At 45.6% G+C, this 15,091-nt stretch carries 17 protein-coding genes; 9 read left to right on the plus strand and 8 right to left on the minus strand.

The features are described from left to right. Positions 1-308 precede the first annotated feature (308 nt). The 4 genes from ABS784_RS15415 to ABS784_RS15430 form a co-directional block, all read right to left on the minus strand. Positions 309-1,640 carry an IS4 family transposase gene (locus tag ABS784_RS15415; protein WP_352513102.1) on the minus strand — a complete coding sequence of 444 codons (1,332 nt, stop codon included), beginning with the start codon at positions 1,638-1,640 and terminating at the stop codon, positions 309-311. A gap of 99 nt (positions 1,641-1,739) precedes the next feature. Continuing rightward, positions 1,740-1,955 carry a DUF3006 domain-containing protein gene (locus tag ABS784_RS15420; protein ID WP_352513104.1) on the minus strand — a complete coding sequence of 72 codons (216 nt, stop codon included), beginning with the start codon at positions 1,953-1,955 and terminating at the stop codon, positions 1,740-1,742. Between the two features lie 11 nt (positions 1,956-1,966). After that, positions 1,967-2,812, minus strand: coding sequence for a ComEC/Rec2 family competence protein (locus ABS784_RS15425; RefSeq protein WP_352513106.1), 846 nt, complete (start codon positions 2,810-2,812; stop codon positions 1,967-1,969). A gap of 1,205 nt (positions 2,813-4,017) precedes the next feature. Continuing rightward, positions 4,018-5,337, minus strand: a complete 1,320-nt coding sequence (locus ABS784_RS15430) for a replication protein (protein WP_352513108.1) — start codon at positions 5,335-5,337, stop codon at positions 4,018-4,020. Positions 5,338-6,298: 961 nt separating this feature from the next. Here ABS784_RS15430 and ABS784_RS15435 point away from each other — a divergent pair. The 3 genes from ABS784_RS15435 to ABS784_RS15445 all read left to right on the plus strand — a co-directional run bounded on the left by ABS784_RS15435 (position 6,299) and on the right by ABS784_RS15445 (position 8,929). After that, positions 6,299-6,715, plus strand: a complete 417-nt coding sequence (locus ABS784_RS15435; RefSeq protein ID WP_352513110.1) for a very short patch repair endonuclease — start codon at positions 6,299-6,301, stop codon at positions 6,713-6,715. Positions 6,716-6,900: 185 nt separating this feature from the next. After that, entirely contained in the window at positions 6,901-7,305 is a 405-nt protein-coding gene (locus ABS784_RS15440) for a hypothetical protein (protein WP_352513112.1), read from the plus strand. Continuing rightward, a complete protein-coding gene (locus tag ABS784_RS15445; protein WP_352513114.1) occupies positions 7,298-8,929 on the plus strand; it encodes an AlwI family type II restriction endonuclease in 1,632 nt (543 codons plus the stop codon). The genes ABS784_RS15440 and ABS784_RS15445 overlap by 8 nt, the downstream gene beginning before the upstream one ends. Before the next feature lie 27 nt (positions 8,930-8,956). Here the strand turns inward: ABS784_RS15445 and ABS784_RS15450 are convergent, their stop codons facing one another. The 4 genes from ABS784_RS15450 to ABS784_RS15465 all read right to left on the minus strand — a co-directional run bounded on the left by ABS784_RS15450 (position 8,957) and on the right by ABS784_RS15465 (position 11,678). Further along, a complete protein-coding gene (locus ABS784_RS15450; RefSeq protein ID WP_352513116.1) occupies positions 8,957-10,069 on the minus strand; it encodes a DNA cytosine methyltransferase in 1,113 nt (370 codons plus the stop codon). 89 nt (positions 10,070-10,158) lie between these two features. After that, positions 10,159-10,452 carry a hypothetical protein gene (locus ABS784_RS15455; protein WP_352513118.1) on the minus strand — a complete coding sequence of 98 codons (294 nt, stop codon included), beginning with the start codon at positions 10,450-10,452 and terminating at the stop codon, positions 10,159-10,161. Further along, positions 10,436-11,233: a ParA family protein gene (locus ABS784_RS15460; RefSeq protein ID WP_352513120.1), complete on the minus strand. Its 798-nt coding sequence runs from the start codon at positions 11,231-11,233 to the stop codon at positions 10,436-10,438. The genes ABS784_RS15455 and ABS784_RS15460 overlap by 17 nt, the downstream gene beginning before the upstream one ends. A gap of 178 nt (positions 11,234-11,411) precedes the next feature. Continuing rightward, on the minus strand, positions 11,412-11,678 hold the full coding sequence (locus tag ABS784_RS15465; RefSeq protein WP_352513122.1) for a DUF6290 family protein: 267 nt from the start codon (positions 11,676-11,678) through the stop codon (positions 11,412-11,414). Between the two features lie 422 nt (positions 11,679-12,100). On the opposite strand from ABS784_RS15465, the gene ABS784_RS15470 reads away from it, so the two are divergent. The 6 genes from ABS784_RS15470 (at position 12,101) to ABS784_RS15495 (ending at position 14,684) form a co-directional block, all read left to right on the plus strand. After that, complete coding sequence (locus ABS784_RS15470) at positions 12,101-12,640, plus strand: competence protein ComK (protein ID WP_352513124.1); 540 nt, start codon at positions 12,101-12,103, stop codon at positions 12,638-12,640. 141 nt (positions 12,641-12,781) lie between these two features. Then, the gene (locus ABS784_RS15475; protein WP_352513126.1) at positions 12,782-13,003 is read left to right on the plus strand and encodes a DUF1659 domain-containing protein; all 222 of its coding nucleotides are present in this window, start codon (positions 12,782-12,784) and stop codon (positions 13,001-13,003) included. Positions 13,004-13,020: 17 nt separating this feature from the next. Beyond that, complete coding sequence (locus ABS784_RS15480; RefSeq protein WP_021322754.1) at positions 13,021-13,233, plus strand: DUF2922 domain-containing protein; 213 nt, start codon at positions 13,021-13,023, stop codon at positions 13,231-13,233. 78 nt (positions 13,234-13,311) lie between these two features. Continuing rightward, positions 13,312-13,443, plus strand: a complete 132-nt coding sequence (locus tag ABS784_RS15485; RefSeq protein WP_407067061.1) for a YvrJ family protein — start codon at positions 13,312-13,314, stop codon at positions 13,441-13,443. 19 nt (positions 13,444-13,462) lie between these two features. After that, entirely contained in the window at positions 13,463-13,933 is a 471-nt protein-coding gene (locus ABS784_RS15490; protein ID WP_352513130.1) for a M15 family metallopeptidase, read from the plus strand. A 181-nt stretch (positions 13,934-14,114) separates the two neighbouring features. Beyond that, positions 14,115-14,684, plus strand: a complete 570-nt coding sequence (locus tag ABS784_RS15495) for a site-specific integrase (protein ID WP_352513132.1) — start codon at positions 14,115-14,117, stop codon at positions 14,682-14,684. The last annotated feature ends 407 nt before the right edge of the window (positions 14,685-15,091 follow it).

Below are 15,091 nucleotides of genomic sequence, written 5' to 3' on the forward strand. Positions count from 1 at the left end.
CGAGCGTCGCGAACAAAAGTTCGCAACCCTCGTCGGGGATCATTTCGGAATGTCACCCACAAATATTTTACTCACACGATTTTTAAACATTTTCCCAGTCAACGTTATTCCTCCGTATTCAATTTAAATAAAAAAGTTAATCAAAAAGAGGATAGTTACTCCATACCCGTCAAGTTTAGCGGTATAAAATTTTTAAGACGATACTCGTGTTCATCCCCCCAGTGAATGATGGGGATAACATCCATTATTGGGCATGCCAAATACCCCTCCAGAAGAGGGGTATTTGGCATTTATATCCATATCTGATTCTACCATATCTCTAATTTTGTTAAGATATCCGATGCCGTTTCTTCCCCTTTCCTTCGATCTTTCTTGGCATGTTTTCGTAACAGGGAAAGGAGAGAGGAAAGGTTGATTTCCGCAATATGCGAACGCAAAAGCAACTGGTGCCAATACGATTGGAGAAGATCGAGCGCTTTCCGTTCACTGATTTGAATGTCTTCCTTTTGATGCCAATACATCCGAGCTTGAAACAGAAACGTCTGGGTGACCAAAATGGCAATCAACGTCCCGTATAAATGGCATTCGAAACGTTCTTTCTTCATCTCCTTGACTTTCTCCAAGTCAAATACGGATTTCCAGGCTTTAAACAACAATTCAATTTGCCAGCGCAGGGAATAGAGCTCATAAACCTGTTGACCATCAAACGACTCTTGTGGTAAATTCGTCAGTAAGATGTGGTATTTCTTTTGTTCGAGGGTTTGGCGTGCCAGCGCCTTCCCTTTTCTTTTTTCCTTTTTCCGCACATACGCCATCCGTTTTTGCCATTCTTCCGCCGTCAGACGGCGGAAAACCAACCGTGGAACATACAAGCGTTCATGTCCGATGTACACATGTTCCATTTCCACTGATTCCCCTTCCTCTAATTGATTCCCAAGGGATTCCCAATCCCATTCCTTCCACTGGCCATTCTCCTTGATATACACTTTCATATCGGAACGGAGCCGAGTAATATAATACGCTCCGCGGGCGTCGATCTCGGCCAGTGCGGCAACGGAGAAAAAGCCCAAATCCCGAATACATAGGTCATTCGGTAAAATCGTGTGCTGGGCATGATAGGCAAAACGGGCGTCCGAGTCATTGGCCGATTGAACGCATAGCTGAAGGCAGGCGCCGGATAACAAGTCATATTCAAACTGAATTTTCACCCCCGACGAAACGGAACCTCGATAGTCTTCCCCATAGTCAGCGGGAACCAAAAAGCTGGTTGAGTCCAAAATCTGCAGGCGGGTAAAACAAGTTCGATAGGTCTCAATGGCTGACAAAAGCAACGGACGTTGATGCAGGAGGAGAAGGAAAAACACTTCTCGCAAAAACGCCACGGCTCGATCGGTAAAACGCTGATTCAAGCCTTCGCTTGAAAGGGAACAGCCATGCCAGAGCGTCAAGGCCGCACACAACCGCTGAAGCGACTGTTTTGCCAGTGAGCCATCTCCCCATGCACAGAGAGTCAGAAAGGCTTCCGCCGTTAACGAACGCTGCCGCCGGATAAATCCTGTTTTCCGTGCGAGACGGGTTAATTCTTCGGGAGAAAAGAGTTGACGAATGGTTTGAATCCATGCTTGCATTTGTTTTTCCATGAAAAAAATCCTTTCTAACGTGGAGTGTTCGTTAGAAAGGATACCATGTTTTTGACGATGCACAAAGACCAAAATTCTTAACTTGATGGGTATGGATAGTTACTCCTCAAATACCTCATTCATTAACTTCTCTATTTCTTTCCACCGCTTCTCAGTTTCCTTCTTATCTACCTGGAACTTTCCGTTCTTTTGCACGATCACATCGCCGGCGCGAGCGTTTTTGGGCAGTTTGCTTTTCTCAATGTCGATCATCTTGCCGTCCTCAGTTTCACAAACTGCCCATTTACCTTCGAAACGATCAATGATATATTTCATTTAACTCCTCCTTAATAAATAGGTTTTACGTTAAAGGAAAGCGTTGTTCCATTGGTTGTCGCAATGATCGTTCCCTGTTTGTCTGTACGGAATACTTTTACTTTATAAGTTTTTAAACGATTCAAAACTTCCGATGTTGGGTGACCATAAGCGTTCTTGCCGACCGAGATTACGGCATACGCTGGTTTCGCGGCTTTTAAAAGCGTCGCGCTGGTCGATGTCTTCGCACCATGATGCCCTACTTTCAACACATCAGCGCGTAAATCCTTTTTGGCTTTGACCATATCTGTCTCTGCCTTAGTCTCAGCATCGCCGGTAAACAGGAAAGACTTTTTGCCGTAAGTCACCTTCAAGACGGCGCTCCAGTCATTAGTATCACTGGTACTGTATGATTTAACGGGACCAACAAACTTTGCAGTCACACCTTTGATCGGCAAGGCAACATCTGCTTTAGCAACTTTGATCGTAAGTTTTTTGTTTTTTACAGCGAGCAAGAAATCTTTATATGCTTGCGTTGTATTACCGACTTTCGGAGCGTACACGTTTTTCACTGGGAAAGCTTTGAGAACCTCATCTAGACCACCGATATGATCGGCATCGGGGTGAGTTGCAATCATAACTTCAATGTCCTTTACCTTCTGTTTTTTAAGGTAGGCGACGACATCGCTGCCATCCTTATTCCCTCCATCAATAAGGATGTCTTCGCCATTTGGCGCTTTAATGTAAATACTGTCACCTTGTCCAACATTGATGAAGTGCACATACATGTTTTTTGGGCCTGCGTCTGTTCTAACCCCTGGCAAAATTGCTACCATAAATGCAATTACAGCTACCATCAGCGCCTTGATTTTCCTCACTGAAAACTCCCCCTTTTATTTTTCAAGAAGATTATACCATCACTTAGGCTGAGAGGGAGTATAGAAAACAAACTGGAGGGGAAAAAATGTTCGATATTATCGGAAGGATAAGATGTCCGGTATGCTCAAAAATTGTCCGCCCTGGCGACAAAGTGTTCTTGGATATAATCAATACAATCATCCACCAGAGATGCTACTATCAAAGTCTGTCCCGTAAATTTCCCCCATTCAAAGACCAAGGAACATTTCAACACATGTTGCTGAAGTATCCGTTTTTACATGATGATCATGACAACGAAGAAATTTAATTTTGCGTCAGACAAAAAACAAATAAATTAATTTCGCTTTTTCAAAACACGATGACATCCCGTATCCGCGGGATCACCTGACCGAGGACAGCCGCTGTCTATATTGCCATGGGAGACATGTTTATTATTTCGGTCTGTCGCGACTCACTGTCCATCGTCTCCGGCGGCCGCTAATCCACTGGGACATCTGTCGCGATACATTCCGCATCTTGTCCTCTGCCAGACAATTGCTGTCTTGACTTAAGACAGGAAATAAATTTATGTCTCCGGGTTACCTTGTTGTTCATGGTTCACCCTACCCCCTTTTTGTTTTCACCGGGGACAAGTGAGAAAATAAAGGGAGTGGTCGCTGTCCTTCGATGGAATGCTTGTCGCGACACCTTGACGCAGCTGTATGTCTTATGCACAGATTTTTTTGATTGATCGAGGAACAGGGACACACCCCTTGTCCTCGTCTTTTATTTGCAATATTTCATCATAGCGTCCTCTGCGTCACTCTGGTGTCCTCACCTCCATTCGATATTCTGATTCTAAGACTGATTTTATCTTAATTGATAATTTTGCATTAGGAATTATGTTCTAAATAATCATATTATCATCAACCAAAATCTAACCAATAAACCTATCCCCTTTATAATAACTCCTAACTGCCTTTCCGACTTGCAACTACACCTCCGAAATCAAGCCCTAAAATCCCTTTCTCCCTCCCTTTTTACAACGATCCACTTACATTTCACCCTTCATCGAATTGAAAATCTAAATTTTAAAACCCTCGGGACTCCCCCCACCAGACTAATGAGGCATGGGAGCAAAACCATCTTGGTTTATTTCTTTCTGGCAGCGGGCAAGCAGGCTGACGCCCATAATATAAGAGCGACGAACCATTTCACGGGAACATTAGTTCTTGATCAATTTCTTGAGTTGCTGAACACGCCGCACCGATATTTGCAGCATCGCGGCCAGCCTCTTGTTTGTCGCGTCAGGGTGTCGCTCTATGGCCTTTTGCAACTGCCATAACTTGTCCTCCGTTCGCTCCCTCTGTTCCTCGAGGTATTCCTCCCTTGTCCTCGCCCCTTGTCCCCGGCGCCACCCCTCTGTCCTCTCCCTGTCGCGTTCCCGTTTCCGGCGACGCTTCTCATTGGCGTCAATAATGGTCTGTAAATGTCGCTGTTCCTCCGGCTTGATGTCCAGCCATCGAATGATTGTAGAGTTCTTCAAATTATAGCCGGCGCCGGGATAGCCTTTTTTCATCGCCTCTTCATTTGCCTTCGCGTCATTTTTCGCCATCCACGCTTTCTCGGCACTCTTTGTCGCTCGGATCACCTCCTTCTCAGACAGCGGTTCCTTGAACACGGCGTTCAACTCTATCATCTGTTTCAACGCCTCCTCAGGATCATCAGTAAGACAACAACTCCAGTATCGGTATAAAAAACAAAACAGTTCCCTATACCCCTTAAGATCATAGTCCCTTAACTCCGCAAGACGGATCAAATCCAGTAGCCTGGCATAGTGCAACGTCTGGATATTATGCAGTCGAACAATCTTCCCTTTGCGTCCCCTCTTTCCTTTCTGTGTCCTTGTCAATTCCGGCAAATACTCATATTGCAAGTCACGGAGGACATACTTGTCGCCGTGCCGGTATTCGACGATGACCTCCCTCTGACTCTTGGAGTTAACCGATCCGTCGATCCGGAACACCCTGGTCGGGTCCAGCGACTTCTTGTCCGCCCCCACATAGCTAAGCTGCTCATAAAAATAGTTCTCCACCGCTTTCCAAAGCGGCAATGCCTTGTATGGGACCGGCTCGATCAACCAAATACATACGATCCCACGTCCCGAGAAAATGATGAGGTTAGGCTCGGGCAAAATATTGTCGTGGAATACCTCGATGTCCAGCTTGCCGACTACCCAATCCGGCTCATATCCAAGGGTGTGGCAATCCACATCAACGTAGAGAGCTCGTAATTGCCTTATATTCTCGATGCGGCGTTGTGGCTTATAGAAGGTGTTCTGACTGAAATAAACGTCCTCTCCGAGCCATTTAGACAGTTCTAAGGCCAATTCTTTAGGCTGGTAGTGATACTGCCTCCACCTCCCGCCCGGCTCCTTCTTCGCCAGCGTAATCCACCCCGAAGCGTCACGATGCTGAAACCACACATGACGCTTTGCCCGATCCAATGGTGAAAGTTCGATATGTTCTAATTTAAAATTCTCCACAAAAAGCCCCCCATATAAGGAAACGCCACTGTGTAATCGTTATGTAGGCAACAGTGACTTATCCTTGAAAATAAACAGCATCCAAAAACATAAATGGAAAAATAGACTGATATGAAGGAAAATAGAGGTCTCTTAAAAAGAGGGATCCAAGCGATTGTTTGGTTTCGACATCTTATTACAAAATCCTTCATTTTTTCAAAAATCATCAAAATACCTATCAAAAATACTTTTTTCAATGCTCTTTCCCCGGTCACCGGCGACCCGTAGTCTTTTGGGCCGGGAAGGGCGGTGTGATAGGCTGGACCGAGCCGGAAGGCGAGGGCTTCGGCGCTCGGGCTTGCAGTGGGGGAGCCTTTCCGGCTGCCAGCCGACCATCACACCGCCCCGGGGACCCGGACCAAAAGGAAACGGAAGCGCCGGTGCGACTACGCCTGCTGTCGATGTCTGTCGAATTTAATTTTTTGTCTAACAAAAATTAAATAGCATCAGCCGTGGCGGTGCTTTGAACAGCCTCTTGGCCCTGCTTCGCACGGCCACGGGTGGTAGGAAAAACTGGATCGCGAGCGGCTTCTTGAGCGGCCGAGCGCCGGGCTTCCCCAGGCTCCAGCCGGATGGCCAAAGGCCAGGAGGCGGCCAGCCGGGAAGACCGGCGCAGGGATGGAATCTTCATATGAATCACAAAACTTTTGTTTATTGGAAGAAAAGATGAAATGAACGTTTATTCCTTGTTTTGTTTATTTGGATAAATGTTCCTTTATTTTTACCATCGTTTATTTACTTAAAGGTTTATTGCTTCAAGCAACGGTGCGATGCATTGACTTCTTCGATCACACTCCGCACGGCTGCGGATGGTCCTGCTTGCAAGCGGCATCCGCGGAAGGCCGGCGTGGATCTCGGTTATCTGATATAATCAGTAGTAAATATATGCTTCTGAAAGGCTTCGCTGACTGGGGTGATCCATTTGAGTGACAATCTTACCAAAGAGCAACGTTCCAAGACCATGAAAGCCATAAAGTCACGCTCACAGTTGGAAGATGCAGTCTCAAAAGCCCTCTGGAAGGAAGGATATCGGTTTAGAAAGAACGACAAGACTCTTCTTGGGAAACCTGATATCTCCATCAAAAAGTATAAAGTCGTCATCTTCATCGATTCATGTTTCTGGCACGGATGTCCACTGCACGGGAATATGCCCGAAAGTAATAGAGACTATTGGGAAAAAAAGCTCTTGAGAAACAAAGGGAGGGATCAAGAGGTCAATGATTATTACAAAAAAATCGGCTGGAATTGCTTAAGAGTGTGGGAACATGATTTGAAACAGGATTTTGATCAAACAATCAAACAAATAAAGAATTTTATTGATCAAGCCATGGATGGATGAGCGCTTGGATGCAACAAGCGTTTTTTATTTTGCAATGAATTATAACCTTATAAGGTTTATAAACCAAACAAAAATAAATATTATGATGTTTATTGGAAGGGGTGAGGAATTTTTTGTTTGATAATTCCAAGAGAAATAAAAATTTATTGCAAAAAATACTAAGCAAAATTATAAGCAGGAAAGTGATGGACAACTTCAACAGACTTTTATCTCAGCATCGGATTACAAACCGAGAAATCAGCCAATATATTGGAGCTCCTGACAATGCCTTCAATAAAATCATCAACGAGATGTCGGTCCCGGCCGTGACCACCATAATTCGTTATGTGCATGCAGCTGAACAGATTATCGGGAAAGATAAGGTATCCATTTATCGCAGAATTTTGGTCGATAATGAAATTGATAAAGCCGTCAGCATTCTCAACCAGATTTCAGATGCCGACATCACTGAGCTTATCAATGAAAATAAGGAGTTTTTCAAATCACTGGATTTTTACTTTTCCACCACCCAGTCCAAAAAAGTCGATCCATTTACAATCGAAGAGAGAAACATCTATGCGGAAATAAAGGAGATGCTGGACTATGAATGAGAAAAACATCAGAAAGGTATGGTTTATTACACGTCCAGAGAGAGACCCCCGCTTCCACCAGGAGGCATTGCTGGCTTTGCAGAAGGCTACGGATGATTTCAGGCTGAAATGGGCAAGAAATAGAGAAGTCCATAAACGATATGAAGAAGAGCTTGCAAATATGGGGATCAAAAGAAACAACGTCAGCCATGACGGTTCCGGAGGACGCACATGGATGGCCATGCTCAAAACCTTCTCCTATTGCTATGTAGATGATGATGGATATATTCGCCTTACAAAAGTTGGAGAAAAGCTCATCCAAGGAGAAAAGGTGTACGAAAACACAAGAAAACAAGTCTTGACGCTCCAATATCCAAACGCTTATTTTCTCGAGCCGGGGTTCCGCCCAAAATTCGATGAAGGGTTTCGGATCCGCCCTGTTCTGTTTCTGATCAAATTGGCGAATGACGAAAGGTTGGACTTTTATGTAACAAAAGAGGAGATCACTTATTTCGCCATGACAGCCCAAAAGGACTCGCAACTGGATGAAATCGTGCATAAAATATTGGCTTTCCGAAAAGCCGGCCCTCACGATAGAGAAGAAATGAAACAAGACATCGCCGCCAAGTTCGACCATAGAGAAAGATCAGACAAAGGGGCGAGAGACTTTTACGAAGCTCACTCCGACGTGGCCCACACTTTTATGCTCATCAGCGATTATACAGGATTAGTTGAGTACATTCGTGGCAAGGCTTTGAAAGGCGATTCTTCCAGGATCAATGAAATTAAGCAGGAAATCGCTGAAATCGAAAAACGCTATCCATTTAACACGCGATACATGATATCGCTCGAGCGCATGGCGGAAAACAGCGGCCTGGATGTCGACAGCTACAAGGCGAGCAGATATGGCAATATAAAACCTGCTGCAAATTCCAGCAAACTTCGGGCAAAAGCAGAGAGAATCCTTGCTCAATTTCCATCCATAGGATCGATGTCCAAAGAGGAAATCGCCAAGACCCTCCAAAAATATTTATCGCCAAGAGACATTGAAAAGGTTATTCATGAGATAGTGGAAAACAAGGCTGATTTTGAAGGGATCAACTCCGATTTTGTAGAAGCATACTTGAATGAAAAGGACAACCTGGCGTTTGAAGATAAGACTGGCCAAATATTCAGCGCCTTAGGGTTCGATGTTGCAATGCGCCCTAAAACCAAGAACGGGGAAAGAACGGAAATCGAAATTATCGCTGGATATGGAGACAACAAATTCGGCATCATTGACGCCAAAAACTACGCAGAAAAGTTCCCGTTGTCCTCCTCCTTGGCTTCACATATGGCGTCCGAATACATCCCCAATTACACTGGATACGAGGGAAAGGAGCTCGTATTTTTTGGATATGTGACCGCAAACGACTTCAGCGGGGAGCGCAATCTGGAAAAAATATCGGACAAAGCCAAGAGAATCACCGGAAATCCCATTAGCGGATTTTTAATCACAGCCAGAACATTGCTTGGCTTTCTTGATTATTGCATTGAAAATGATGTGCCATTGGAAGACCGCGCCGAACTGTTTGTCAAGTCTGTCAAAAACAAAGGATACAAATCGCTCGGCGCTCTGCTTCGGGAGTTAAAAGAGACAAACTAGGGCGGAGAATTTTTCCTCTCCGCCCTTCTATACCAACTCTGGAATGGCCAATTGCTCCGTTCCAAACAGTTCCTCAACATCCCATTTAGGTTCAACGCATTCATATGGAATGCCAGCGAACGTCTTCAAAATAGCTTCAAAGATGATTTTTGCTCCTTTTGGAGGAACTGCCATTCCGATTTGTTGTCTGACATTTTCTTTTGTTCCTTCAAACACAAAATCATCCGGGAATGTCTGAAGCCTTGCCCTTTCCCTATTTGTGAGAGCCCGCGGTTCCTCCCAATGATATACGTGCGTTCCGCCGCCGCCGCTTCCTGTAACGGTGTAGGAAGGCTGGTCGGGATGCAGCCTTCTGTAGATTTGGCTCAACCTTGCTTTTTTTACATTCAAGCGCAACTCCTCAGGTATCCCTTCATACCATGCGTTTTCGCCCGGCGGTATATGTTTGAGCATTTCCACTGTTTTTGAGTTATGGCGCGTAAACTCGTGATTAGGGGCGTCATCTGGGATTGGTGGATTGGTGATTGCCTCCTTGGCCGTTACATACTTGTCGGGAGTAATCGGCGCAGGAACTTTAAACTTTAGATTTAGATCCTTTCTAATGCCAACTATGATGATGCGGTGCCTCATCTGAGGAACACCGTATTCCTCAAACTTATATAGATGCGGCACGATGTCATAACCCCTGCCGGCCTCGGACAATTCTTTCAGAATCTGCATGAATGCACGGCCCTCGTTGGCGCTTTGAAGACCACCCACGTTTTCTGCTACAAAAAACTTTGGTTCGTGAATGTTAAGGACCTTGACCCCGTATGTATATAGAGGTCCATACTCTCCATCCATTCCTTTGTGTTCTCCCACAACACTGTAGTCATTGCATGGAAAACCGAATGACAATGCGTCTATTCTGGGAAGCTTCTCAATGTCGAGCTCCCTTACATCGCATGCAATAACGGATGGATCGTCTGGATTGCCGCAGATATTCCGGCGATAAGTCTTGCATGCGGATTCGTTATAGTCATTGGCCCAAAGATGCTCAATACGGAACTCTTCGCCATCAGCGCCGACTACCCTCGCCATTTTGGCCCCTAAAGCAAGGCCTCCCGGACCGCTGAAGAGTTCTCCTTTTCGAAAAATCATTGTATTACCTCCGTGGCAAAAGAATTATCAGTGTGTCAGTACATTATAGAGGATTTTTGAAAAAAACAACAGTAATTCAGTTCAAGCCCTTACTCGGCTCCCTTCTTAAGCTCATTCAAATACTTCTCAACAGCTTCCTCGATCAGCAGATAGATATTCTTCTCCTGCAAAATCGACTGCATTTTCAACTCTTTATGCAGATCCGTCCGAATATCGAAGGAAACACGCTTTCTTTCCACTTTCTTACCTTCCTTTCTTGTTTGGTTAGCTTCTTCATTTGAAGGAATATTGTTTGTTTCACCGACAGGATCGGTCAACACTTGTGTAGGAGTAATGACTTTTTGTTGGCGTTTCATATTTTTGATATCATCTACTTTGGACACGCTCCATCATCTCCTTATAGAAGTTTTCATACTGCTCCAGCGCTTGATTCAACTCATTATTCTCCTCGAATCCATACAGCGATAAACGCCCGATAGGCGCTTTGCGAGTGATGATCGTTTTGAACACCTCATTGGGGTAATCTTCTTCGATCATTTCATTGAATGCCTTCGCATCGTTACGGCGAACATCGTTCATGGTTCTCAGAATGCCAAGGAGCCTTGTGTTGTGTCTCCCATGCACCCTCGCTCCCTCGACGGACTCCATAAAATTTGGGACCGCCGAGTAGCACCAGTTAGAGCATTCAAACATCATAATGACATACTGACTCGCACATAAGGCGTTTGTCGTCTGTTCACTCAAGGAAGGAGGTGTGTCAATAACAATGAAATCATAGTTATGCCGGATCTTGTCCAACGTGTCATCCAGTATCAAAGTTGGTTTTCCTTTGTACCTTATATATTTTCCGAGATATGTTTCCCCTGTATAAATCCAACGGGGGAAAGTGGCCAAGAAGTTGTTGGCCGGGAGCAAGTCCAACTTGTCATTGATCTTCACGATATAAGGCTCCGGATCCCTCTCCTGCATCGCCTCGAGAACGGATTTCTCCGTGAATTCGTTGGATGGCTTTCGCGAAAGAAGTTCGGTTAAATTCCCCTGCGAGTCCATGTCAACGGCCAAAACCCTGTATCCGTCCCTGCTCAGCAAATAGGCGAGGACTCCGGTTGTCGTGGACTTCCCGCATCCGCCTTTCTGGATGCCCATTGTGATGGTGATGGTCATTTATATCACCCACCTTTCTTCCAAGGTTTATTTCTTCTTTTGTTTATAAGATTTATTCTACGTTAATTTCTAAATTCCTTCAACAGTCGCCAAAAAACATTCATGAGCAAATCTTGCTCGCCACCTAGCATGAAAACGACTCATCAAGGTGAGCGCATTTTCACAGAAAATAGGCACATTAGAAGTGCTTCCACTTTAGCTCCAATATTAATTTGCGTATCGCCTCCGACTCCGACACATTTTTTGCCCGGCAGTATTTTTGGAGAAGTTCATACAGTTCGTCATCCAACCGTACAGTTATGCGATGAGATTTCGATTTTTCTTCCTTGGGGCGGCCGCGCTGAAGTTTTTTACGTTCAATCCGCAGATCATCATGGACAATAACGTCGAGATATCCAAACCGTTCGTAAATGTTTTTGTGCTTCTCTATAAATTCTTCCCACATTCGAGGGATTTCCTGGAGCAGTCTGAGGTACTCCTCCTGAAGCTTCTTCGTTTCCTCCGGAGATCGGGGACGCCGGTTGCTGAATTCTTGGAGGACGAGGACTTGGAAATCATGTTGTTCGTAGCATCTCCCTTCTCTCATGATTATCACCCTTTTTTTGTCTGACACTATTTATTTTTATTATACCCTAACTTCCTAATATAAATCAATATTTTTGTCCGACATAAAATAAAAATAGTTGTCAATTTTGGTTTTCAGAATGAAAAACGCTCAGATCAGCGGTTTTTAAGGAAAAAATCGCTGTTGACAGGTTGAAATATAGGATTTTACAATTTTGATTTTTTTGTCCAAAAGGGATATATTGTACTTAAAAATTACGATATTTTCGACAAATTTTACCCTGATGATCAGGATAAGAGGGGATGAAAAAGTTGGACTGGAAAGAAGTGAAGCGATTCGCCTATGTCGGCCAAGCTTTTATACCTGTTAACGTGGAGAACAGAGGGGATTCGGTTAAACTCTTTCTCAAGAACGGGGAAACCAAGTTGCTTGATATGCAGTCGAGTTTGTTTTTGAAGCGGATTCTGACCTTCTTTGGCACAAGCATTTCGATCAACCGCCATCGATATGGGGAGCTGGTGGGGAAGAAGCAACTCGTTCCGATCGTGTTGTCGTACGGCTTTACCATCATTCCGTTTAACGTTCGCAAACCGGTCGGCCGGCAGAGCCGAGTAGGATGGTTTGTGTCAAGAGAGATTGAGCAGTTCCGGCAGAGATCGCCCCAGTGCACCACGGTTCATCTTCTCTCCGGCCATCAAATTCCTGTGTTTCATTCCCGCAAGTTCTGCATCGATCAGCTCAAAAACGCGAAATGGATTGAAATGTGCTATGGGGAGATTCATGAACCGCATCGCAGGCAATGGATGAACGGTAGCGCGGCTTGTGAAACAGCGATTATGTAGCAAAATGAAAGGTTTATCGTAAAAAATCAGAAGGAGCGGCAATGTTTGAGGCCGCTTTTCTCTTTTTTCGCTTTGAAAGCGGTTTTGTCCATCGCCGTTCTCCGGTGATATGATGTTGGCAAATCGAAAGGGGGTAGGAAAATGGCCGCTTCCGAAATGGTGTCGGGCCGCACTCTTGTTTTGGACTTCTACGCCGGAAAGGACAGCGACGGAAAGGACATCATTCGCTCGCAAACCTTCAGAGTAAAGAGCGACTCAAGCGTTCAATCTCTGTACGATGCCGCCGCCGCCATCGCCAGCTTGTCGAGCGGCAGCCTGCGGTACGTGCGCACGACGTTAACCAGCCATATTATCAATGCATAATGGGAGGAGGATGAGCAATGAAGACTTTGGAGCTGACGTTTAACGCTCAAGCGGGGCCGGCTCGGATTTTGATCCGCTATCCTAAAGAGCCGGTTGATCCGGTGCAAGTGAAAACGGTCATGAACCAGCTCGTGGCGGCAAATGTTTTTATGAGCGGCAATGGGGAGCTGGTGAGCCCGAAGAGCGCCCGCATCATTGACCGCGAGACGCAAGACATCCAGTTGCCATAGCTTATCTATCGTGGACGGAAGGTTTTTCGCCTTCCGTTTTTGAGCATTGAAGGGGGGAAAGCAATGGATTTGTTTTCGATGATCAGCGAAGTTTCCTTTCCGATTCTTGTTTCTATATACCTTCTGCATCGGATGGAGACAAAGCTGGATCAGTTGACCAAATCCATTCAGGATCTAACCATCGCATTGAGCCGAGGTCCGCAAAATTGATGATGGGAGGGAATTTGAAGTGGAGCTGGTGGAGTTGCTTTTCCGGGCGGAGAAAAGGCTGTCCGGGCTGCATCCATTGGTGGCGGATAAAGCTAGAGCGTTGATTCGGAAGGCTTACGAGGAAGGAATTTATATCATCATTACGCAAGGGTTTCGAACCATCGAGGAGCAGAACCGCCTGTATGCATTGGGACGGGCGAAGCCCGGGCGGATCGTCACGAACGCTCGCGGAGGATACAGCTATCATAATTTCGGCTTGGCGTTTGATATTTGTGTTTGCAATGTCTCCAAGGGGACGCTGATCCCCAGCTGGAGCCTCGATCGCCGGTGGTTTCGCGTCGGTCAGATCGGAAAGTCGCTTGGCCTTGAATGGGGCGGGGATTGGAAAAGCTTCAAAGATTATCCCCATTTTCAATATACATTTGGCCTTTCGCTTGCACAGTTGCGGGCAGGAAAAAGGCCGCCGTCCGCTGTCGTGGTTAAAAAATAAACTGTCTCGCCCCTTCCGAAAATGGAGGGGATTTTTTTAAATTTGACAAAAGCACGTTATGTCATATTTTTGTCAGACGTTAAATACTTAGACACAGCAAGGATCGAGGGGCTTTCCTTTTTCCTTCTTTTTTGCCCGCATATTTTACATAATGCCTCTGCAGACAGGGAGGTGTCGCATTTTGCATACCGTCCAGCCGATCAAGGATAAGGAGAAAATCGAATCCATGAAAAAGATTTTGCGCTCCTCATCGATCCGGGACGAGCTCTTGTTCACCATCGGCATCAACACAGGGCTGCGCATCAGCGACATTTTGGCTCTGAAGGTCGGGGATGTGAGAAATCAGAAAGGTGTCGTCGACCGCATTGAGATCGTGGAGAAGAAGACGAAAAAGACTCGGGTTATTGCCTTAAATCGGAAAACACGCCGCCTGATTGAACTGTATTTGGCGCAGGAGCGGCCGCACGCTTGCGACGACGAGCCGCTGTTTCGCAGCCAAAAAGGCGGCAAAGCAATTACCCGCCAGCATGCTCACTATATTTTAAACAGAGCGGCCAGATCCGTGGGAATCACGGATCGCATCGGTACCCACTCCCTGCGCAAAACGTTTGGCTATTTCGCCTATAAGCAGGGAATCGACCTTGCCATGATTCAAAAAATCCTTAACCATTCGAGCCAAGCCGAAACTCTTCGCTATATCGGAATTACGCAAGAGCAGATTGATGAAGTTACCACCGGACTCGATCTATGAACGAAGCCCGCGCCGGTCTTCCCGGCTGACCGCCTTCTGGCTCTTGGCCATCCGGCTGGAGCCTGGGGAAGCCCGGCGCTCGGCGGTTCGGAGAAGCCGCTCTTGATCCGGCGCCTGCCGCTACCCGCGGCTGTGCGAAGCCAGGACAAGAAGTAAACCAAAGCACCGCCGCGGAAAGAAAATCACATATTGCCATAAAACGTCGTTAAACGGCTTATTTTGACGTTTTTTCGTTTAGGGGGTATAAAACTATTAACCTAGCATTAAAAACGCCTCAAACGGGCTATACGAGCCCTAGAAGCCGTTTTTGTTTTTGAACTTTAAGAAGACATCAAGCCATTAATGTATTGAGTTGCAGCAACTCCCTTTTTGTTGCTTTTATATACTTTTAATTATTTATATCTTTT

It is taken from the genome of Geobacillus sp. G4, assembly GCF_040327975.1.
Taxonomy (GTDB): Bacteria; Bacillota; Bacilli; order Bacillales; family Anoxybacillaceae; genus Geobacillus; species Geobacillus thermoleovorans.

Coding starts and splice junctions, on each gene's coding strand:
- ABS784_RS15415 (WP_352513102.1), bottom strand. CDS start 1,640: ATGGAAAAACAAATGCAAGCATGGATTCAAACCATTCGTCAACTCTTT.
- ABS784_RS15420 (WP_352513104.1), bottom strand. CDS start 1,955: ATGAAATATATCATTGATCGTTTCGAAGGTAAATGGGCAGTTTGTGAA.
- ABS784_RS15440 (WP_352513112.1), top strand. CDS start 6,901: ATGGACAACTTCAACAGACTTTTATCTCAGCATCGGATTACAAACCGA.
- ABS784_RS15445 (WP_352513114.1), top strand. CDS start 7,298: ATGAATGAGAAAAACATCAGAAAGGTATGGTTTATTACACGTCCAGAG.
- ABS784_RS15450 (WP_352513116.1), bottom strand. CDS start 10,069: ATGATTTTTCGAAAAGGAGAACTCTTCAGCGGTCCGGGAGGCCTTGCT.
- ABS784_RS15460 (WP_352513120.1), bottom strand. CDS start 11,233: ATGACCATCACCATCACAATGGGCATCCAGAAAGGCGGATGCGGGAAG.
- ABS784_RS15465 (WP_352513122.1), bottom strand. CDS start 11,678: ATGTGGGAAGAATTTATAGAGAAGCACAAAAACATTTACGAACGGTTT.
- ABS784_RS15470 (WP_352513124.1), top strand. CDS start 12,101: ATGAAAAAGTTGGACTGGAAAGAAGTGAAGCGATTCGCCTATGTCGGC.
- ABS784_RS15475 (WP_352513126.1), top strand. CDS start 12,782: ATGGCCGCTTCCGAAATGGTGTCGGGCCGCACTCTTGTTTTGGACTTC.
- ABS784_RS15480 (WP_021322754.1), top strand. CDS start 13,021: ATGAAGACTTTGGAGCTGACGTTTAACGCTCAAGCGGGGCCGGCTCGG.
- ABS784_RS15485 (WP_407067061.1), top strand. CDS start 13,312: ATGATCAGCGAAGTTTCCTTTCCGATTCTTGTTTCTATATACCTTCTG.